This window comes from Streptomyces sp. WAC06614 (assembly GCF_003949795.1).
Classification (GTDB): domain Bacteria; phylum Actinomycetota; class Actinomycetes; order Streptomycetales; family Streptomycetaceae; genus Streptomyces.
Genome location: NZ_RPRY01000123.1, coordinates 1 through 20,356, shown reverse-complemented (window position 1 = coordinate 20,356; position 20,356 = coordinate 1). Strand labels below are relative to the sequence as shown.

General features: G+C 71.3%; 16 protein-coding genes. 2 read left to right on the top strand and 14 right to left on the bottom strand.

Features of this window, described 5'->3' with window-relative positions:
* Positions 1-225: 225 nt before the first annotated feature.
* Complete coding sequence (locus tag EF918_RS18335) at positions 226-1,779, top strand: MFS transporter (RefSeq protein WP_125647248.1); 1,554 nt, start codon at positions 226-228, stop codon at positions 1,777-1,779.
* Between the two features lie 145 nt (positions 1,780-1,924).
* On the opposite strand, the gene EF918_RS18330 is transcribed toward EF918_RS18335, so the two are convergent.
* The 12 genes from EF918_RS18330 to nrdR all read right to left on the bottom strand — a co-directional run bounded on the left by EF918_RS18330 (position 1,925) and on the right by nrdR (position 16,229).
* Complete coding sequence (locus EF918_RS18330; protein WP_260610335.1) at positions 1,925-3,736, bottom strand: DUF4153 domain-containing protein; 1,812 nt, start codon at positions 3,734-3,736, stop codon at positions 1,925-1,927.
* A 369-nt stretch (positions 3,737-4,105) separates the two neighbouring features.
* Positions 4,106-5,008: an ADP-ribosylglycohydrolase family protein gene (locus EF918_RS18325; protein WP_125647242.1), complete on the bottom strand. Its 903-nt coding sequence runs from the start codon at positions 5,006-5,008 to the stop codon at positions 4,106-4,108.
* An 84-nt stretch (positions 5,009-5,092) separates the two neighbouring features.
* Positions 5,093-5,752, bottom strand: a complete 660-nt coding sequence (locus EF918_RS18320; protein WP_125647239.1) for a histidine phosphatase family protein — start codon at positions 5,750-5,752, stop codon at positions 5,093-5,095.
* 10 nt (positions 5,753-5,762) lie between these two features.
* Complete coding sequence (locus EF918_RS18315; RefSeq protein WP_125647236.1) at positions 5,763-6,368, bottom strand: YdbC family protein; 606 nt, start codon at positions 6,366-6,368, stop codon at positions 5,763-5,765.
* 36 nt (positions 6,369-6,404) lie between these two features.
* Positions 6,405-7,274, bottom strand: coding sequence for an arylamine N-acetyltransferase (locus EF918_RS18310; RefSeq protein ID WP_125647233.1), 870 nt, complete (start codon positions 7,272-7,274; stop codon positions 6,405-6,407).
* 260 nt (positions 7,275-7,534) lie between these two features.
* Positions 7,535-8,284, bottom strand: coding sequence for a hypothetical protein (locus EF918_RS18305; RefSeq protein ID WP_125647229.1), 750 nt, complete (start codon positions 8,282-8,284; stop codon positions 7,535-7,537).
* Positions 8,285-8,302: 18 nt separating this feature from the next.
* The gene (locus tag EF918_RS18300) at positions 8,303-10,675 is read right to left on the bottom strand and encodes an XRE family transcriptional regulator (protein WP_125647226.1); all 2,373 of its coding nucleotides are present in this window, start codon (positions 10,673-10,675) and stop codon (positions 8,303-8,305) included.
* A complete protein-coding gene (locus EF918_RS18295; RefSeq protein WP_125647223.1) occupies positions 10,672-10,998 on the bottom strand; it encodes a helix-turn-helix transcriptional regulator in 327 nt (108 codons plus the stop codon). The genes EF918_RS18300 and EF918_RS18295 overlap by 4 nt, the downstream gene beginning before the upstream one ends.
* On the bottom strand, positions 10,995-12,110 hold the full coding sequence (locus tag EF918_RS18290) for a site-specific integrase (protein ID WP_260610334.1): 1,116 nt from the start codon (positions 12,108-12,110) through the stop codon (positions 10,995-10,997). Before EF918_RS18290 ends, EF918_RS18295 begins: the two co-directional genes overlap by 4 nt.
* Before the next feature lie 108 nt (positions 12,111-12,218).
* Positions 12,219-12,356, bottom strand: a complete 138-nt coding sequence (locus tag EF918_RS37045) for a hypothetical protein (RefSeq protein ID WP_185921803.1) — start codon at positions 12,354-12,356, stop codon at positions 12,219-12,221.
* 333 nt (positions 12,357-12,689) lie between these two features.
* Complete coding sequence (locus EF918_RS18285) at positions 12,690-15,569, bottom strand: vitamin B12-dependent ribonucleotide reductase (protein WP_125647217.1); 2,880 nt, start codon at positions 15,567-15,569, stop codon at positions 12,690-12,692.
* A gap of 147 nt (positions 15,570-15,716) precedes the next feature.
* Entirely contained in the window at positions 15,717-16,229 is a 513-nt protein-coding gene (gene nrdR, locus EF918_RS18280) for a transcriptional regulator NrdR (protein WP_125647214.1), read from the bottom strand.
* A 495-nt stretch (positions 16,230-16,724) separates the two neighbouring features.
* On the opposite strand from nrdR, the gene lexA reads away from it, so the two are divergent.
* Complete coding sequence (gene lexA, locus EF918_RS18275) at positions 16,725-17,519, top strand: transcriptional repressor LexA (RefSeq protein ID WP_125647210.1); 795 nt, start codon at positions 16,725-16,727, stop codon at positions 17,517-17,519.
* A 101-nt stretch (positions 17,520-17,620) separates the two neighbouring features.
* Here lexA and EF918_RS18270 read toward each other — a convergent pair whose 3' ends face one another.
* The gene (locus EF918_RS18270; RefSeq protein WP_125647207.1) at positions 17,621-19,591 is read right to left on the bottom strand and encodes an ATP-dependent DNA helicase; all 1,971 of its coding nucleotides are present in this window, start codon (positions 19,589-19,591) and stop codon (positions 17,621-17,623) included.
* 96 nt (positions 19,592-19,687) lie between these two features.
* Positions 19,688-20,278 (bottom strand): GNAT family N-acetyltransferase, encoded by a 591-nt coding sequence (locus EF918_RS18265; protein WP_260610336.1) that lies wholly within the window; start codon positions 20,276-20,278, stop codon positions 19,688-19,690.
* Positions 20,279-20,356 lie beyond the last annotated feature (78 nt).

The following is a 20,356-nucleotide window of genomic DNA, read 5'->3' as shown; positions in this document are numbered from 1 at the left end:
GCCCCGGCCCCGGCCCCGATCGCCGATTCCGTGTCCGCCATCTCCCGACACCTCCGCCTGCCGTCGGCCCGTACGCCCGTACGCCCGTACGCCCGCCGCCGGGTCCGTACGCCGGTCGCACATCTTTCCAGCCGTAGTGAACGCTTGCGTTCACTAGCTCCGGCCTCCTACCGTGGGCCCGCAGTGAACGGTTGCGTTCACTATTTCACTTTGGGGGGATCCTCAGTGACAAGCTCTCAACTGGCCACGCCCCGGATACCGGGCGCGGCCCGCCGTGACGGGCGCCCCGGAGTGGCGCTCACGGTCATCGCCGCATGTCAGCTCATGGTCGTGCTCGACGCGACCATCGTGAACATCGCCCTTCCGCACATCCAGACCGCCCTCTCCTTCTCCACCACCGACCTCTCCTGGGTGCTCAGCGCGTACACCCTCACCTTCGGCGGGCTGCTGCTCCTCGGCGGCCGGGCCGGGGACATCCTGGGCCGGCGCCGGGTCTTCATGGCCGGAATCCTGCTCTTCACCCTGGCCTCGCTGCTCGGCGGCTTCGCCCAGGAACCCTGGCAGTTGCTCGCCGCCCGCGCGTTGCAGGGCGTCGGCGGAGCCATCGCCTCACCGACCTCGCTGGCCCTGATCACCACCACGTTCCCCGAAGGCCCGGCCCGTAACCGGGCCTTCGGCGTCTTCGCCGCCGTCTCCGCGGGCGGCGGCGCCATCGGCCTGCTGGCCGGCGGCATGCTCACCGAGTGGCTCGACTGGCGCTCGGTGTTCTACGTCAACGTGCCCATCGGCGTGCTGATCGCGGTGCTCGCCCCGCTCTACATCAGCGAGTCCGAGCGCCACCCGGGCCGGTTCGACGTCGCCGGCGCACTGACGTCCACCGGAGGCATGGCCTCCCTGGTCTACGGCTTCATCCGGGCCGCCGAGGACGGCTGGCGCGACAGGCTCACCATCGGCTCCTTCGTGGCCGCCGTGGTCCTGCTCGGCCTGTTCGCCGTGGTCGAGTCGCGGGCCTCGGACCCGATCATTCCGCTGCGGATGTTCGCCGACCGCAACCGGGCCGGGACGTACCTGATCATGCTCAGCCTCGCCGCGGCGATGTTCGGCATGTTCTTCTTCATCGTCCAGTTCGTACAGAACGTGCTGGGCTTCTCCCCCATCTCCTCCGGCGTCGCGTTCCTGCCGGTGACCCTGGCCATCATCACGGCGGCCGGCCTCTCGCAGCGGTTCCTGCCGCGGTTCGGGCCGAAGCCGTTCATGGTGGCCGGGGCCGCGCTCACCGGGACCGGGGTGGGCTGGCTGGCGTTCATCGACACGGACAGCAGCTACCTCGGCGGGGTGCTCGGGCCGATGCTCCTCTTCGGCTTCGGCATGGGCCTGAACTTCGTCACGCTGACCCTGACCGCGGTGTCCGGGGTGGCGCAGCACGAGGCGGGTGCGGCCTCCGGGCTGCTCAACGCCAGCCAGCAGGTGGGCGGCTCGCTCGGCCTGTCCATCCTGGTCACGGTGTTCGGCACGGCCAGCCGGAACGAGGGCAAGGTGCAGGTCGCGGACTTCCTGGCGCACGGCGACGCCGAGCAGAAGGCGGAGTTCGCGCAGACCGGCCGGCTGCCCGACGCCTGGGCCGACGCCGTGCTGACCCACGGCATCGCCACCGCCTTCCTGGCCGGTGTGGGGATGGCCGCGCTCGCGCTGGTCACCGCGCTGGCGGTGATCCGGGTGCGCAAGAGCGACCTCGCGGCGCTCAACGGTTCCGCGGCGGGGGCGGGACCGGTGGGCTGAGGCCCCTGGCCTTGCGCGGGGGCTGCCGCGGCGGCGGGGAGGGGAGCGCTCCCGCCTCCCCGCCGCCGCGACTTCCGGCGACCGGACCGGCCCCGGCGCGGCAGCCCTGTCGCGTCCGCCGTCGGCCCGGTCGACGGCGGACGCGTCAGTGCTCGATGCGGCTGCCGAAGGTGCCCAGCTTGGCGCAGACCTCGTACGGGGCCGTGACCGGTCGGTCGTGCAGGATCCGCTTCGCCCGCTCCACGCCGAGGCTGGTGGCGTACCAGGGCACGCGGCCGGCGCGGGCCAGGGTGTTGTTGATGCCGCGCAGGGCGCAGGAGCGCTGCGGCTCGGGCAGCTCGTCCAGGCCTGGGACCGCGTCCGCCGACAGGGTCTGGAAGTAGGCCAGGTCGATCTTGCCGTCCTGCCGGAAGCGGGCCACGTTCTGCTCCGCGACCAGGCCGTCGGGCGAGAGCAGACCGAAGGCCAGGACGGCGGCGCCCGCCGAGGCGACGACCGCGCGCGGCAGCCAGCGGGCACCGCACACGCCGGCCGCCATGATCAGGACGAGGACCAGGCCCAGCCACACTTCCATCGCGGCCACGGAGACCCGCAGCCGGGTCAGGCCGTACGCGTCGACGTAGAGGTCCATCCGGCGCAGGGCCGAGGCCACCACGACGAGGGTGAGCAGGCACAGCGTGCCGAGCACGCCGCGGACCAGGCGGACGTCTCCCGGGCCGGAGCGCGGGGCCCAGCGCAGGGCGAGGGCGATGACGGCGAGGGTGAGCAGGGTGGCCCAGAGCAGCTGCCAGAAGCCCTGGCGGGCGTACTCGGCGTAGGTGAGGCCGGTGTGCTCCAGGACCTTGGCGTAGCCGCCGAAGAGGACGGCGAGCTGGACGGCGATGAAGCCGGCGAAGAGGAGGTTCAGGACGGCGAGCGGAAGAGTCCACTCCACTCGTGAGCGGGCGCGCCCGGGTGCGACCCGGATGCGGTCCCAGCGGAGCGGGGCCGCGGCGGCGCGGGCCGCCGCGAGGGCGGCGAGCAGGCCGAGGAGGAAGAGCAGCACCCGCAGGGGGCTGTCGCCGATGGTCACGTCCGGGACGATGCCGCCGAGGAGGTCGGCGAACGCCGCGTCGGCGGAGGCGAAGAGGGTCCCGAAGAGGACGAGCAGCACGAGGGCGACGCCGGCGGCCCGGACCACCGGCCACCAGCGGTCGCGGCTGCCGCTGCCGCGTGCGCGCAGGCCTGCCCAGGCCCAGGGGAGGCCGGTCACGGTGGCGTCCACGAAGCCGAACGGGCTGAGCAGCACGCCCGGCCAGGTGCGGCTGCCGTAGAGGGCCAGGGCCGCCAGTCCCACGGCGGCCAGTACGGCGAGGCCGGAGGGCCAGCCGGAGTCGCGCAGCGCGGGAACGGCGAGCAGGGCGAGGCAGCCGAGGGACCAGAGCAGGGTCCAGGGCCGGGCGGTACGGCCGGCCGCGCGGGCAGCGACGTAGGCGGCGACCACGGCCGGGACGGTGGCGAGGAGCAGCCCGATCCCGAGCCCGTCGCCGAGCAGCAGGGCCGCGGACAGGCCTCCGGCCAGGGCGGCGACGAGGGTTCCGGTCCGGATGGGCGCGGGCGGGGCGCTCAGGACGGTCGCGGCCCACCCCGGGGACGCCGAACCGGACCCACCGGCCCGGACGTACCCGTGCTGCGCGTACCAGGCCCGCCAGGCCTCGGGCCCGGCATCCTTGGCCGGCATGGGCAACGCCACCACCACGCCGGCCGCCTGCGGCTCGGCCGCCTGCGGCCCGGGGACCCCTGGCCCGGCCACCCCTGGCCCGGGCACCTCCGCCACGGGCGCCTGCGGCCCGGGCACCTGCTGCCCGGGGACCCCTGGCCCGGGCACCTCCGCCCCGGCCGCCAGCGACCCGGCCGCCAGCGGCCCGGCCGCCTGATGCTCGGCCGCCTGCTGCCCGGGGACCCCTGGCCCGGCCACCTCCGCCCCGGGCACCTCCGCCCCGGGCGCCAGCGGCCCGGCCGCCTGCTGCCCGGACTCCGCTGGTGCCCCGGCCGAAGCGGCCGCCGCGACCGGGGCCGCCGCCCCTACCGGTGCACCGGGGCCGGGCCGAGCTGCGGCCGCAGCCGCCCCGGCCGCCGTTGGCGCTCCTGCCGCCGGCACGTCAGCCGCCGAAGCTGCCGAATCCGGCACCCCGGCCGTGTCGTTCTCGTGCCGGTCCGCACCGTCAGGCATGCGGGTCCCCTCCCAAATTGCCGTGAGGCGTCAGGGTAGGGCGATGCCGTGCGGTTTCGGCCGGCGCGCCGCAGCCCTGTGGCAGGACCGTGACACAGGGGACAGGACGGGGCGTCAGGCCGTGGCCCGCTCCGGGAGCCAGGCCGGGAGGGCCTCGGTCTGGGCGAGCCACTCGGCCGGGAGCGCCGTGTCGCCGCGCGCACCCAGGACGCCGCCCACGATCGCGCAGGTCGTGTCCACGTCGCCGCCGACCTGCGCGGTGGTCCAGAAGGCCCGCTCGAAGTCGTCCAGCGACCGCGCCGCCGACCACAGCGCGAACGGCACCGTGTCGTGCGCGCTCGTCCGGCGCCCGCAGCCCAGCACCGCCGCGACCGTCGTCGCGTCGTCGTAGTCGAGCATGTCCCGCGCCCGCCGCAGCCCCGCCCCGACCGCGCTGCGCGGCACCAGCGCGATCACCCCGTCGAGGAGTTGCGCCGGCTCCGGCGGCCCCTCGGGGGCCGCGGCCAGTGCCGCGGCGGCCGCCACGGCCATGGCCCCGCACACGGCTTCGCGGTGCTGGTGCGTGGGGTACGACGAGATCTCCGCCTGGTGGGTGGCCTGCTCCGGGTCGTCGGCGTACCAGGCGCCGAGTGGCGCGATCCGCATCGCCGCGCCGTTGCCCCACGAGCCCTGCCCGTTGAAGAGTTCGGCGGCGAGCGTGCGCCAGTCGCCACCCTCGCGCACCAGGCGGAGCATCCGGTTGACCGCCGGCCCGTAGCCGCGGTCGAAGTCGTGGTGGTGGGCGAACGACGAGGCCAGCGCGTCCTGGTCGATGCGCCCGTGCTCGGCGAGGACCGCGACGACCGAGCAGGCCATCTCGGTGTCGTCGGTCCACTGCCAGGGCCCGGCGGGCAGTTCTCGCCGCTTGAGCAGGGGAAGCTGCACGGGTACGAAGAACTGGGAGCCCAGGGCGTCCCCGATCGCCAGCCCGCGCAGGCTCGCCAGGGCGCGTGCGTAGCGCTGCTCGGACGAGGACATGGGAGACGAAGGCGAGGACGAGGAGGGAGAGGGAGAAGGGGAAGCAGGAGAGGGAGAGGAATCAGGGGTCATCGCTGGGTCACTCTAACCGTCCAAGTCGTAGGGCTCGGGTGTGGTCCACCGCTCAAACGGGCGGTCCAAACGGTAGCGTCCGTCGTCCTCCAGCAACAGCATCCGGAATTCGCCGTTCCCAGGATTGGACAGCGCCTCGAACTCGGCCACCGTCCAGTGGAACCACCGCATGCAGAACAGCCGCATCGTCAGTCCGTGCGTCACCAGCAGCACGTTCGGCGGATGGTCCGGGTCCTCGAAGCTGCGGTGGAGGCTCTCCAGGAAGGAGCCGACCCGGTCGTAGACGTCGGCCCCCGACTCGCCCTGCGCGAAGCGGTAGAAGAAGTGCCCGTACGCGTCCCGGTACGCCTTCTGCAGTCGTACGTCGTTCCGGTCCTGCCAGTTCCCCCAGTCCTGCTCGCGCAGCCGCGGCTCCTCGCGCATCCGCACCCGCCCCGGGTCCAGCCGCAGGTCGCGGAAGGTCTGGAGGGTGCGCCGGTACGGGGAGACGTACGCGCTGATGCCCTCCTCGCCGAAGATCTCGCGCAACCTGACCCCGGCCGCCGCGGCCTGTGCGTGGCCCACCCCGGTCATCCGCAGGGCGTGATCGGGCTCGCGCTCGTACACGGTGTCGTCGATGTTGCCCTCCGACTCGCCGTGCCGGACGAGGACGATGCGTCTGGGTCGCGCCATTCCCCGAACCCTAGACGGTCCAGCCGGGTTCCAGATCGACGACGTCCCCGGTGAGCGCCTCCACGTCCGCCTCGGTCTGGGCGCGCAACGACAGCCGCTCGACCCGTTCCTGACGGTACTTGCCGTGCTCGGCGGCCGACTTCCACATCGACAGCACCAGGAACTCCCGCCCCGGCGCCTCCCCGAACAGCCCCCGCAGCATGCCCGGCGAGCCGGCCATGGCGGGGTTCCACACCTTCTCCTGCATGAGGGCGAAGTGGTCCACCCGCCCCTCACGCACCCGGCAGTGCGCGACGCGCACCACGTCGGCGTCGGTGAACCGCGGCTCGAAACCGGTCTTCACGTCGAAGCGGTGGTCGAACAGGGTCACCCGGGGGTCGGCGAACGTGCCGTGCTGCGCCGCAGCGAGCCGGTCGTGCGAGCGGGCCATGAACGAGTCGTAGAAGGACCGGCTCTCCCAGAACGCGAAGACGTGCGCGACCCCCTGGCGCCCACGACTCCAGCCGCCGCCCTGGCCCCGGAATCCCGGTTCGCCGAGCAGCCCCGCCCATTTTCGCTGCCCGCGCTCGAACCCGCGTCGGTCCGTCACCGTGCAGCGAATCCACTTGACCAGCACCGCGCCATCGTACGGTGCCCACCGCGGCGCCGGTCACTACCCGGCCGGGAGGATACGCACCAGTTCAGCCGCGTCCCGCTCGGGCAGCCGAATCCCGAACTCCCGGTCGAGCAGCCCGATCAGCTCCCCGGGCACGACGGCGGACCGTTCCTCCGCGCCGTCGGGCAGCCAGCGCACCAGCTCGCGGTCCACGAGGGCGAGCCGCCGGGAGGGGCCGGGGCGCATGACGACCAGCCGGCCGGTGAAGAAGGAGGACGGGTGGGTGGAGCTCCAGTGGTTCATCAGGACGAAGTCGACGGGGTACAGCCGCTGCGGGGCGAAGGCGTACAGGTCCCGCCACGGCTCTCCACCCGCCCCGACCCGTGGATCCGCCGCACCGGGGCTGTGCGGAGCCCCCGGCGTCCGTCGGGTCCGCAGGACGAGCACGCCCTCGGGCTCCTCCGCCACGCCGAAGTCCCACGCCCCCTGGGTGACCTCGGCGCCGGGGCGCAGCGGGACCGGTTCCGTGGGCCCGTTCGCCCCGAACCCGGCGTCCACCAGCCACGGCTCGCCGTCGACGGTGACGACCAGGACCGCGTGCGTCACCGGCAGCAGGGCGTCCCCGCGGGTGCGGTTGCGCGCGCCCCGGCCCGCCACCTCGAACCCGATCCGCTCCAGCGCCGCCGCGAGCAGCGAGTTCTGCTCGTAGCAGTAGCCTCCGCGGCCGCCCCGCACGAGCTTGCCCTCGATGCTCGCGAGATCCAGTGCGACCGGCCGCCCGAGCAGCACGTCGAGGTTCTCGAACGGCACGGCGGCGATGTGCGCCCGCTGCACCGCCCTCAACGTCGCCAGATCGGGCCGCAGTTCCCCGCCGAGGCCGATCCGCTCCAGGTAGCCGTCCAGCTCCAGCCGCTCACCGCTCCACATACCGCTCCCCCGTTCCCCGTGCCCTGCCGGCACCTGATGTGCCCATGATCCACGACGACACGATCCCCGACGACGAAGAGCGGGACCCGCCGTGAGGCAGGTCCCGCTCTTCGTCGGTCAGTCGGTCAGCCGGTCAGTCGGTCAGCCGGTCAGTCGGTCAGTCGGTCAGCCGGCCGGACAGTGCCGGACCGTCGACCGGGCGGGCTACTGGCGGAGACCACTTATTGCTGGCGTGTCGTATTCCTCGCCTCAGCCGCTCTTCATGCTCGACGTCGGGGACCTGGCCAGGGGTAGCCGAGCTGATCGGCAAACTCCTTCGAGCCGCCGCAAACCTCGGCGACCTCGCGGGGGTCTTCGGCCGTGAGACAAGCCTCAAGGCGCTCTGCTTGGTCGCCCGGGTCGTCTCCGGAGACCGGAAGGGTCATCCTGAACTGAAGCCAGGGACGGTCTTCTCTGATCGCGGAGCGGCCGGGATGGAACAGGAAGACGCTGATCTGGTCAGGTTCCCAGTGCCAAGCTGAGACGGCTCCCAGTTCGCATTCCCAGGTCGTCAGCCAGCCGACACGCTCCCGGAGCCGTTCTTCAAGAAGCCGGGCGACTGTTCGGGCCGGCCACTCCCAGCTGCGGTCGGTCGAGGCCCGGCGGACCTCCGCGTCGTACTGATTGACGTCGAATCGAAGCTCTGGGAGGTCGACATCGTCTTCATCCGGGTTGCGCCAGCCGCTCCAGACCACGTGCTGCCCTTCGCGCCTGATGGTCACGTAGACAGCGCCGCAGCATCCTTCCGTGCACTCGGCCTCGGCAAGCCGAACCTCGCGGGGCGTGTCTGTCGCGTGAAGCGGCGCATGCTGCCCCAACAGATACCGAGGGTCATCTGCCGGCCCCTCATCGAACACGTCGGCCAGGATGTCTCGTCCATTGATGATCGGTCGGCATTCCACGGCGCCGTGTCGGCTTCCCAGCGGTGGCACGACGATGCGGAGGGACAGCAGATGCGGTTCTGTGGTCATTGGCTGATGGTCTCGGAGTCAGTGGCAGTTGTCCTGCGTGTTTCTGCTTGAAGGGAGACGGGGGACTCCGTCCTGGACATCCTTGCCTGAATGCCTCTGCATGTCGTGGGCGCGGGCGGCGAGGTAGCCGGCCCAGGAGGTCTTGGCGAACCCTGCCCAGCGAACTGCGGTGTTGGGGTGGAGGCCGAGGATGCTCGCGAGGACCGGTGCGGGCAGGTCACCGGCGAGCGCGACCAGGGCCGCGTTCCGGGCCGGTCTGGTGTCGATGCCGTGGGGCAGGAGTTTTGAGCTGAGGCCGGTCTGAGAGGTGGGGCGGCCCGGGACCAGACCGGGGAAGAGCCATGGCTCGCCGCGGTTGGTGCGGGTGAGGGCGGCCCGGGTGTGGGGTGCTTCGGCCAGCTGGTGGAGGAGTCTGGCGAGCCGGGGCGGCAGCAGGATCGGGTGCCGGTCGACGGTGAGGTAGCTGTTGCCATCGCGGTGAACGAGTTGGGTCGCGGTCAGGTGCCGGACGTGGGACGCGTGCAGGCCGAAGAGCAGGATCAGTGCGCCGGCGGCCCGGGTGTCCATAGCCATCGTGGAGTCGGTCAGGCACCGTTTCAGCAGCTGCCAGCGGCCGCCTTCGTCCATCAGCTGGCTGGGCTGCTGACGCGGAATGGAAGGGACAGTGAGCTTGCCAGTGAGGCCGCGGCCGGTGGTCCAGGACAGGAAGTAGCGAATCGCGTAGGTGCGGGTGTTGCCCGCGTCCAGCCAGCGGTCGAGGCCGTCTTGCCGAAGTCCGCCCAGGTCGAGGCCGTGCTCGTCCAGCCAGGTGAGGAACTCCAGAGCCACCAGGACACGGGTGCGGAGGAACGAGCCCGGCTCCGCCGGGCGGCGTCGCTGGGCGGCGCGTCGTCGGGCTCGCCGCAGCAGGTGCCAGTGCGCGTAGGGACGGACCATCTGGACGTGGCCGACGGGACGGTCGGCCAGGACCGTGTCCAGCCAGGCAGGGATGCGGTCGAGTTCCTCATCTCGCCCCGGGAGGGCTCCGAGGTGTACGAGGGTGTGGCGGACGTAATGCAGGTGCCGGCTGGGTGGAAGCTGATCGAGACGTTGGTGGGTGATCGGTTCTCCGGAGGCGGCCAGGCTGGCGAAGAGGGCGGCGTTCGGGCTGTGCTTGAGCCAGTGCAGGATGCCGCGGGGCCGCTCGGCAAGGGCGAGAGCGTGCCGCAGCGGCTGTAGCTGTGCCGGGATGTGCCCGTCGGGGCCGGACAGCAACTGTTGGAGGCGGGCGGTGAGCACGCAGCGGGCGCATTGGGCGTCGGCGTAGGTCCGGCCGCCGAGTCCGCAGGTGCGGCAGGTGTAGTCGAAGGCGGTGCCCGCGCAGGCTCCGCAGATCCCGGTGCCGTCCTCGGCGATGCCGATCAGTGGCTGGTGGCGGCCGCAGCCGGTGCAGGTCGCGGGCGCGTCGAGCACGACGGTGTAGCAGGTCGAGCAGACCGGGCCGATCGGCCAGCGGGTGTGGACTCGGCGGGTCCGTCCGCAGCGGCAGCACTCCTGGGTCAGACGCGGCCGGCAGCTCCGGCAGGCCCAGGCGCCGTCCGTCCCGCGGTGGCAGGGGCGGACTTTCCCGCAAACGGAGCAGGTCTTGGCTGGCCCGCTCTGGCAGTCCTCGCAGATGTCCGGCCGTGAGCTGGTGGCCCGACGAGCGATGTGTCGGACTTGTCCGCAGCGGCCGCATGCCCGGACCGGCTTCTGCTGGCGGTGGTGGCAGGACGCGCAGAGCGGCCCTTCCGGACCGTTCGACTTGGCCGGTCCAACGGTGCCGCAGCCCGCGCAGGTGTGCTGGGGGCCGACCCAGCAGGACGCGCAGAGCGGGGAGTTGTCCGGTCGGCGGGTGACCGGCATGCGGAGTTGGCCACAGCGGGCGCATTCCTCGACGACGTCCGCGTCGACGCGGTAGCAGGAGTAGCAGATGAGGCCCTCGGCCCTGCGGGCGGCGAGCCGGGTGTCGGATCGACCGCACCGGTCGCAGGTGCCCTTGCTGCTGCGGGCCGAGCAGTTGATGCAGAGGCGTCCGTTGGGGCCGAGCCGTGGGAGTTCCAGGTTGGATCTTCCGCAGTCGGTGCAGGCCGGTCGGACCACGGCTGTGTGTCCCGCAGTGTGCAAGATCTTGGCGAGGCGGACGACGACAGGCGGGCAGTGGGCTTCACCGGAGATCAAGGCCTTGGGGTGGTCGGTGAGGTGCCGGTCGAGGTCACGGAGCGGGATGCCCTTTGCGGCGTGTGCCTCGGCGACGGCCTGGCCTGCCTGTGCCCGGTCCAGGTCGGGCAGCGAGGCGGTGAGCGCGGTGATCACACGGTCCAGGGCGGCCTGTCGCTGTTCAGTTCGCCAGCGGTCGCGAGCCTTGGTCATAGTCCCTCAGGGCGACGGATCGTGGTCCGGCGGGCGGCTGGCAACGGCCGGAGAAGTGCTTCGTCTGCGGTCTTGCGGATCTCCTCGTTGATGACCCGGACCTCGATGAGGTCGCCGGGCTGGCAGCCGAGGATGTCGCAGAGCGCCGCGAGGGTGTCCATCGACAGCCGTTGCGGGGGCTGGGTGACCAGGCGGAATACCTGTTCCCGAGACAGGGTGACGCCTCGCTCGGCGAGCGGGCCGACCAGGTCGGTGGTCTGGAACATCTGCCGGGTCGCCATGATCTGCCGCAGGTGCCACTGGTAGCCCATCTTCTTGATCACGTCTCGTCGTCCTCCCAGAGCTCGGCGTGCCGTTCCTTCAACATCCGCTGGAGCAGCCGGTTGCGGTACTCGTCCGAGACGCCGGTGTAGATCGCGGTGGTGCTGGCGTAGGCATGGCCGACCTGATCCTGGACGAACCGCTCGGGGTAGCCGAACTCGACGAGATGCGTGACGTAGCTGTGACGGAGCCCGTGCAAGTCGAGTTCTTCGGGCAAGTCCGCTGCCTTGCGGGCGGTCTCGAAGGCTTCGTCCAAGCGGCGGGCGGACATCCGGCCGCGGCGTTCGGTGATCCAGAGCGCGGGGTGTTTTCCCGGGGTGAAGGCCGGGCGGACCTCTTCCAGGTACTGGTCGAGGAGGTCGGCGATCCAGTCCAGTTCGGGGACGGTCAGGACCGTGCGTCGTTTGGGCGGGCCGCCCTTGGACGCCTTCCCGTAACGGACGAACAGGCCGCCGAACCGGCCGTACTGCGGCATCTTCGGGTTCCGCCGCATGTCTGCCAGGTCGAGGCCGCACGCTTCCTGGCGGCGCAGTCCGTAGGCGTAGACGGTCTTGAGGAGGATCGCGTCCCGAAGGGCGGCGAGGGATCCCTTGCGGCGCCGGGCCCGGATCTCGTCGACCCGTGCGTCCGCTGCGTCGAACAGGGCCTGGACCTCGTCGTAGGTCAGCGGGCGTCGGCCGGCATCGCCCTCGTACTCGCTGCTGTGGGTAACCGTGTTCCACTCGTGCAGGATCTGCGCGGGTGCCTGACCGAACCGCTCCAGGCAGCGCAGCGGCCATCCGTAGCGGGCATCGGTGACGTACTCGCAGAACATCCGCAGGGCGTTCTGGTAGTTCCGCCCGGTGGAGACGGCGAACTTCTTCCGCCGCGATCTCAGGTGGTCGATGAACGCCTCGACCTCGGCGGGCTCCCACTGCCAGGGGTACTGGTTGGTGAACTCGGCGAACCTCCGCACCACCGACAGCCGCGGCTTGATCGTCCCGTCCTCGTCCAGGAAACGCGTCCTCCGCTGCCGGGACCAGCCGTCCAGCATCGCCTCGAAGACGGCCGGCTCCGGTTCCAGATGCACGACGCCGTCGGCCAGCACCAAGTGCGCGGCCCCCGGCAGATCCACCCCTCGACTCACGATGCATCTAACGCAACATCGTTGAATCTGTTACGTCAGAGCCGCCGACCAGCGGAAATGGTTGGCCGCCCGGGTGTCGGCCCGGGCGGCCAGGTGTCACTTCTTCTTGCTGGACTTCGCCTGCGACAGGGCACTGCCCGCCACGGACTTCTGTGCCGGGGTCGACTTCGGGTTGTTCAGCTGCTTGCTGGCCTTCGAAGCGACCTTCTTGCTGGTCTCACGCCTATTTGCCATGTCCATCATCCTTTGCTGGTTGTCGATTGCTTTTGCATCGCAACCCAGGACGTGATGTCATGCAGGTCCTTACACGCGCAGGACACCATGTTCCTGAGTGCAACGAACGCCCGGTCTCTCATGAGGCTGGGCGTTCGTCATTCCGGGGGCTAGTGCCACCGGAACGATCTTGTCGCGCTTGTTCAGCGCGCTGCGTGCTCTCCGACCGCAGCCGCGAGGTGGCAGATACGCCAGGGAGGGGCGTCGACCAAGGGCCGACGCCCCTCCCTTCCAGAGATCACGCTCCGGGTTCAGCTGCGTCGGGTGTTGCATCCGACGCAATTCCGCCCGGTATCAGCTGCAGCCGCTGGTCGAGCCGCAGCCCTCGCAGATGTAGCAGGAGCCGGCCCGCTGCATCTTGGTGCCGCAGGAGAAGCACAGCGGCGCGTCGGCGGAGACGCCCAGCTGCATCTCGACCAGTTCGGCGTTGGTGTGGGCCACCTTCTTCGGGGCCGGGACCTCGATCACGGCCGGGGCCGGGACCGCCGCGAGCGGGGCCGACTGGGCCAGGGACTCGGTGTCCAGCTCCTCGTCGAGCGGCTCGTAGGAGCCGGTCTCCAGGTGGCGCTGGCGCTCCTCGGCGGTGTGGATGCCGAGGGCCGAGCGGGTCTCGAAGGGCAGGAAGTCCAGCGCCAGGCGGCGGAAGATGTAGTCGACGATCGACTGCGCCATCCGCACGTCGGGGTCGTCCGTCATACCGGCCGGCTCGAAGCGCATGTTGGTGAACTTCGAGACGTAGGTCTCCAGCGGGACGCCGTACTGCAGGCCGACGGAGACGGCGATGGAGAAGGCGTCCATCATGCCCGCGAGGGTCGAACCCTGCTTGGACATCTTCAGGAAGACCTCGCCGAGACCGTCGTCCGGGTAGGAGTTGGCGGTCATGTAGCCCTCGGCGCCACCGACGGTGAACGAGGTGGTGATGCCGGGACGGCCCTTCGGGAGGCGCTTGCGGACCGGGCGGTACTCGACGACCTTCTCGACCGCGGCGCGGAGGGTCTCCTCCGTCCGGGCGGTGACCTCGGCCTTCTCGTCCTCCTTCTTCTTGGCGGAGAGCGGCTGGCCGACCTTGCAGTTGTCGCGGTAGATCGCGAGGGCCTTGACGCCGAGCTTCCAGGCCTCGAAGTAGATCTCCTCGACCTCCTCGACGGTCGCCGACTCCGGCATGTTGACCGTCTTGGAGATGGCGCCGGAGATCCACGGCTGGATCGCGGCCATCATACGGACGTGGCCCATCGGGGAGATGGAGCGCTCGCCCATGGCGCAGTCGAAGACCTCGTAGTGCTCGGTCTTCAGGCCGGGGGCGTCGATCACGTTGCCGTGCTCGGCGATGTGGGCGACGATCGCCTCGATCTGCTCCTCCTGGTAGCCCAGGCGGCGCAGGGCCTGCGGGACGGTGCCGTTGACGATCTGCATCGAGCCGCCGCCGACGAGCTTCTTGAACTTGACCAGGGCCAGGTCCGGCTCGACACCGGTGGTGTCGCAGGACATCGCCAGGCCGATGGTGCCGGTCGGGGCGAGCACGGAGGCCTGGGCGTTGCGGAAGCCGTTCTTCTCGCCGAGGCGCAGGACGTCCTGCCAGGCCTCGGTGGCCGCGGCCCAGACGGGGGTGTCCAGGTCGTCCATGCGCGGGGCGACGGCGTTGGCGTCGGCGTGCTGCTTCATGACGCGCTGGTGCGGCTCGGCGTTGCGGGCGTAACCGTCGTACGGGCCGACGACGCCGGCCAGCTCGGCGGAGCGCTTGTACGCGGTACCCGTCATCAGCGAGGTGATGGACGCGGCGAGCGCGCGGCCGCCGTCGGAGTCGTACGCGTGGCCGGTCGCCATCAGCAGGGCGCCGAGGTTGGCGTAGCCGATGCCGAGCTGGCGGAAGGCGCGGGTGTTCTCGCCGATCTTCTGGGTCGGGAAGTCGGCGAAGCAGATGGAGATGTCCATCGCGGTGATGACGAGCTCGACGACCTTGGCGAAGCGCTCGACCTCGAAGGACTGGTTGCCCTTGCCGTCGTCCTTGAGGAACTTCATGAGGTTGAGCGAGGCGAGGTTGCAGGACGTGTTGTCCAGGTGCATGTACTCGCTGCACGGGTTGGACGCGGTGATGCGGCCGGACTCGGGGCAGGTGTGCCAGTGGTTGATCACACCGTCGTACTGGATGCCCGGGTCGGCGCAGGCCCACGCGGCCTCGGCCAGCTTGCGGAAGAGCGCCTTGGCGTCGACCGTCTCGATGACCTCGCCGGTCATGCGGGCGCGCAGGCCGAACTCGGTGCCGTTCTCGACGGCCGTCATGAACTCGTCGTTCACGCGGACGGAGTTGTTGGCGTTCTGGTACTGGACGGACGTGATGTCGTCGCCGCCCAGGTCCATGTCGAAGCCCGCGTCGCGCAGGGCGCGGATCTTCTCCTCCTCCTTCACCTTGGTGGCGATGAAGTCCTCGACGTCCGGGTGGTCCACGTCGAGCACGACCATCTTGGCCGCGCGGCGGGTGGCGCCGCCCGACTTGATCGTTCCTGCGGACGCGTCGGCGCCGCGCATGAAGGAGACGGGGCCGGAGGCGTTGCCGCCGGAGGAGAGGAGCTCCTTGGAGGAGCGGATGCGGGAGAGGTTCAGGCCGGCGCCGGAGCCGCCCTTGAAGATCATGCCCTCTTCCTTGTACCAGTCGAGGATCGACTCCATGGAGTCGTCGACGGACAGGATGAAGCAGGCGGAGACCTGCTGCGGCTGGGGCGTGCCGACGTTGAACCAGACCGGGGAGTTGAAGCTGAAGATCTGGTGGAGCAGGGCGTAGGTCAGCTCGTGCTCGAAGATCTCGGTGTCGGCGGGGGAGGCGAAGTAGCCGTGGTCCTGGCCGGCCTTCGTGTAGGTCTTCACGATCCGGTCGATGAGCTGCTTCAGACCGGTCTCGCGCTGCGGGGTGCCGACCGCGCCGCGGAAGTACTTGCTGGTGACGATGTTGACCGCGTTCACCGACCAGAAGTCGGGGAACTCGACGCCGCGCTGCTCGAAGTTGACCGAGCCGTCGCGCCAGTTGGTCATGACGACGTCACGGCGCTCCCAGACGACCTCGTCGTACGGGTGCACGCCGGGGGTGGTGTGGATGCGCTCGATCCGCAGGCCCTTGCCCGCCGCCTTGGCACCCTTGGCGCGGGAACCGCGTGCCGGGCCGCTCGCCGTCTCTGTCATGCTGCCGCCTCCCATATGCGGGCAAAAACGCCCTGATGTGCCAGCAATATTCCGTGGCACGGTTCTGACTGTCGATCTACGTGCTGCTCCCCCGGCCGAACCGGAGGTCGCCTTCTGCCCGGCCGGCCGCCCTGCGGCGGCGGACGGTCAGTCGGCGGCGGAGGCGGGCGCGGGGACCGGTCCGGCCCCACCGCACTCGCACTCGTCGGGGTGAGGACGCGAATCGCGCAGTTCCGCGATGGCGGCCTCGAAGTCTTCCAGCGTGTCGAACGCCTTGTACACGGACGCGAAGCGCAGGTACGCGACGACGTCGAGCTCCTGCAGCGGGCCGAGTATGGCCAGACCCACGTCGTGGGTGGTCAGCTCGGCGCTCCCGGTGGCGCGCACCGCCTCCTCGACCCGCTGGCCGAGCTGGGCGAGGGCGTCCTCGGTGACCGGCCGCCCCTGGCACGCCTTGCGCACGCCGGAGATGACCTTGGTGCGACTGAAGGGCTCCGTCACCCCGCTGCGCTTGATCACCATGAGTGACGCGGTCTCCACCGTCGTGAAGCGACGGGAGCAGTCCGGGCACTGCCGGCGCCTGCGGATCGACGTGCCGTCGTCCGTGGTGCGGCTGTCGACGACGCGACTGTCGGGGTGCCTGCAGAAGGGACAGTGCACGGCTTCCCAACCCTCCTCTTGGCACGACTGAACTGCCCAGGCGCAGCCCTGACAGCGACGGCCTCGACCGTCGTGAGGGGCTCCTGAAGCGGCCTCCAGCATATGCGATCCCGCGAAGATCCTTTGACCCGGCGACCACAACCACTAGGCGGCGCCGCCTATCCAACCACTAGATCTTGGGTTCCGCAGTATTTCGGCGCGAGCGTGTCGCGGCGTGCCTGAGTCGATACGGAGGGTGGAACTGCCACACTGGGCAGCGACCTGGAGGGTGCAGTTCCGACCGGGAAGGGTACCGTAAGCAGCATCTGCGGAGCCGAACCCGCATTCGAGTCGGCGCCCCCCGGCAGAAGCCTTCGAACGGTCCGCTCATACACCTCTCCCTGCGGCCGCGGAGGGCGATCTGCGATTTTTCACTCGAACGTGTGTTTGGCGCAACCTTTCGAAAGCAACTACCGTTGGCTAACTAGGGAGAACATTCCGAGAGGGGCCGCCGACGTGACCACGACCGCAGCAGACAGCGCCACCATCACTGCCCAGAACCGCTCCCAGAGCCGACTCGACCCGGTGCACTCCATGAACGACGCATCCATGAATCCGGACCCCGACACCCTGAGGCCCGCGCGTTCGCTCCCCGGGCGGCCTCCCGGCATCCGCGCCGACAGCTCGGGTCTCACGGACCGGCAGCGGCGGGTCATCGAAGTGATCCGGGACTCGGTGCAGCGCCGCGGCTACCCACCGTCGATGCGCGAGATCGGCCAGGCGGTCGGCCTCTCCAGCACGTCCTCCGTCGCCCACCAGCTCATGGCCCTGGAGCGCAAGGGCTTCCTGCGTCGCGACCCGCACCGGCCCCGCGCCTACGAGGTCCGCGGTTCGGACCAGCCCAGCTCGGCCCCCACCGACACCGCCGGCAAGCCCGCCGCCTCCTACGTCCCCCTGGTCGGCCGGATCGCGGCCGGCGGACCGATCCTCGCCGAGGAATCGGTCGAGGACGTCTTCCCCCTCCCCCGGCAACTCGTCGGTGACGGAGAACTGTTCGTGCTCAAGGTCGTCGGCGACTCGATGATCGAGGCGGCCATCTGCGACGGGGACTGGGTCACGGTCCGCCGCCAGCCGGTCGCCGAGAACGGCGACATCGTCGCCGCCATGCTCGACGGCGAGGCCACCGTCAAGCGCTTCAAGCGCGAGGACGGCCACGTCTGGCTGCTCCCCCACAACGCGGCGTACCAGCCGATCCCCGGCGACGAGGCCACCATCCTCGGCAAGGTCGTCGCGGTCCTGCGGCGCGTCTGAACCGACCGCCGCCGAAATCAGCCCCGGGACCCCCTGCGCCGGTCCCGGGGCCCCCTTTTGCCCTCCCTGCCCGGCCTACCTACCGCACTGCCCTGCCTGACCTACCTGCCGTCCTGCTGGGCGGCGGCGTCGATGGCGGCCAGGGAGCGGCGGACCTGGTTGCGGTCCGTGGTGTACCAGAAGTTCGGGAGCGAGGCCTTCAGGAAGCTCCCGTAGCGGGCGGTGGCCAGGCGGGGGTCCAGGACCGCCACCACGCCCCGGTCCCCCGAGGCCCGGACCAGCCGGCCCGCGCCCTGGGCCATCAGCAGGGCCGCGTGGGTCGCGGCGACCGCCATGAAGCCGTTGCCGCCGTGCTCCTCGACCGACTTCTGCCGGGCGCTCATCAGCGGGTCGTCGGGCCGCGGGAACGGGATCCTGTCCATGACCACCAGCTGGCAGCTCGGCCCGGGCACGTCCACGCCCTGCCACAGCGAGAGCGTGCCGAACAGGCAGGTCCGCGGATCGGCAGCGAAGTTCTTGATCAGCTCGCCGAGGGTCTCCTCGCCCTGGAGCAGGATCGGGTGGTCCAGCCGGCCCCGCAGCTCCTCGGCCGCCGCCTTGGCGCCGCGCATCGAGGAGAACAGCCCCAGCGTCCGGCCACCCGCCGCCTCGATCAGCTCCGCCAGCTCGTCCATCATGTCGCCACGGGTGCCTTCCCGGCCCGGCGTGGCCAGGTGCTTGGCGACGTAGAGGATGCCCTGCTTCGGGTAGTCGAACGGAGAACCGACGTCCAGGCCCTTCCAGACCGGCGCGTCCTCCCCCTCGACGCCCTCCGGGGACAGCCCCAGCGAGGCCGCCACCCCGTTGAAGTCGCCGCCGAGCTTGAGGGTGGCCGAGGTCAGGACCACCGAACGGTCCTCGAAGAGCTTCTCGCGCAGCAGCCCGGACACCGACAGCGGAGCCACCCGCAGCGTGGCTCCGAAGCGGTCGTGGCGCTCGTACCAGACGACGTCGTACTCGGAGCCGGTGGTGATCCGCTCGGCCACGGCGTGCACGTTCTCCACGGCGGCCAGGGCCTGCTTGCGGACCGCGTCCTCGTCGGCGACGGACTTGTCCCGGGTGGCACCGATCCGGGAGATCACCTCCCGGGCGGCGTCCCGCAGGGCGAGCAGGGCGTAGCCGAGGTCCTCGGGGACGACCTCCAGCCGGCCGGGCAGGGCCAGCTCCATGATCCGCTCGAAGGACTCGGACGCCGTCTGCAGCGCGTCCGCCGTCTTCTCGTCGACCAGCTTGGCCGCGCGCTTGACCGCCCGGTTCACCTGGCCGGGGGTGAGCTCGCCGGTGGCCACGCCCGTGACCCGGGAGACCAGCTCGTGGGCCTCGTCGACGATCAGCACCTCGTGCTCCGGCAGCACCGGGGCGCCCTCGATGGCGTCGATGGCGAGCAGCGCGTGGTTGGTGACCACGACGTCGGCGAGCTTGGCGCGCTCACGGGCGGCCTCGGCGAAGCACTCGGCGCCGTACGGGCACTTGGTCGCGCCCAGACATTCGCGGGAGGAGACCGAGATCTGCGACCAGGCCCGGTCCGAGACGCCCGGGGTCAGGTCGTCCCGGTCGCCCGACTCCGTCTCGTCCGCCCAGTCGCGCAGGCGCAGCAGGTCCTGGCCGAGCTTGCTGCTGGGGGCGGCCGCCTCGAACTGGTCGAAGAGGCCCTCCTCCTCGTCCTGCGGGGCGCCCTCGTGCAGCCGGTGCAGGCACAGGTAGTTGGAACGGCCCTTGAGCATGGCGAACTGCGGCCGGCGGCGCAGCTGCGGGTGCAGCGCCTCGACCGTGCGCGGCAGGTCCCGCTCGACGAGCTGCCGCTGGAGGGCGAGGGTGGCCGTGGCCACCACCACGCGCTCGCCGTGGGCGAGGGCGGGCACCAGGTAGCCGAGGGACTTACCGGTGCCGGTGCCGGCCTGGATGAGCCGGTGGGAGTTGTCGTCGATGGCTTCGGCGACGGCTTCCGCCATGGCCACCTGGCCGGGACGCTCCGTGCCGCCGACGGCGGTGACGGCGGCGTGCAGCAGGTCGGGGAGGGAGGGCTTCGTCATAGCGCTCACCAGCCTACGGGGCGGCACTGACAGTGACCGCATCCGAGCGCGCACGGGGGGACGGGATCCGGCCGCCGCGCGCGGGGCGCGCGCCCCTCACAGGAGCGTGCGCAGGGCCCGTTCGCGGACCATCAGCGCCGCACGCTTGTCGGGGAGGTCGACCGTGGCCGCGCACCGGAAGCCGGAGCCGAGGAAGGCCGACACCGAGCGGGTGTTGCGGACGTCCGGCTCGGCGACGACCCGGGTGCAGCGCGGCCGGTTGTCGAGGACCAGGTCGGCCACGGCCCGCAGCAGGACCGTGCCCAGCCCCCGGCCCCGGTCCGCCGCCGGCCCGATGAGCAGGTGGACGCCGGCGTCGTGGGGGCGGGCGGGGTAGTGGCGGGCGAGCGGGTCGAGGTCGGCCCGGTAGATCTCCCAGTAGCTCATCGGGGTGCCGTCGAGGACGCCGAGGCAGGGGATGCTGTGCCCGTCGCCGTGGAGCTGGGCGCGCAGGTGCGCGGCGGTGACGGTGGCGGGCCCGGCGAGCTCCCAGAACGCGGCGACCTCGGGATCGTTCATCCAGCCGGTCAGCAGCTCCAGGTCCCGGTCGGGCCGTACGGGGTCGAGCCGGAACGCCCCGGCCGGGGTGGGGACGGTGCCCCAGCCGGCCGGGCCGTCGAGCAGCTCGGCCTCGGCGAGCAGGGGCAGCAGTCCGGCGGGGAACCGGGTCGGCGGGGTGCCGCCGGCGAGGAGCCCGGCAGGGGCGGCGGCACCCCGCCGACCCGG

Excerpts from the sequence above, each read along its gene's own strand:
- EF918_RS18320 (WP_125647239.1), bottom strand. The coding sequence starts at position 5,752 with ATGGCGCGACCCAGACGCATCGTCCTCGTCCGGCACGGCGAGTCGGAG.
- EF918_RS18300 (WP_125647226.1), bottom strand. The coding sequence starts at position 10,675 with ATGACCAAGGCTCGCGACCGCTGGCGAACTGAACAGCGACAGGCCGCC.
- EF918_RS18310 (WP_125647233.1), bottom strand. The coding sequence starts at position 7,274 with ATGTGGAGCGGTGAGCGGCTGGAGCTGGACGGCTACCTGGAGCGGATC.
- EF918_RS37045 (WP_185921803.1), bottom strand. The coding sequence starts at position 12,356 with ATGGCAAATAGGCGTGAGACCAGCAAGAAGGTCGCTTCGAAGGCCAGC.
- EF918_RS18305 (WP_125647229.1), bottom strand. The coding sequence starts at position 8,284 with ATGACCACAGAACCGCATCTGCTGTCCCTCCGCATCGTCGTGCCACCG.
- EF918_RS18270 (WP_125647207.1), bottom strand. The coding sequence starts at position 19,591 with ATGACGAAGCCCTCCCTCCCCGACCTGCTGCACGCCGCCGTCACCGCC.
- EF918_RS18285 (WP_125647217.1), bottom strand. The coding sequence starts at position 15,569 with ATGACAGAGACGGCGAGCGGCCCGGCACGCGGTTCCCGCGCCAAGGGT.
- EF918_RS18325 (WP_125647242.1), bottom strand. The coding sequence starts at position 5,008 with ATGTCCTCGTCCGAGCAGCGCTACGCACGCGCCCTGGCGAGCCTGCGC.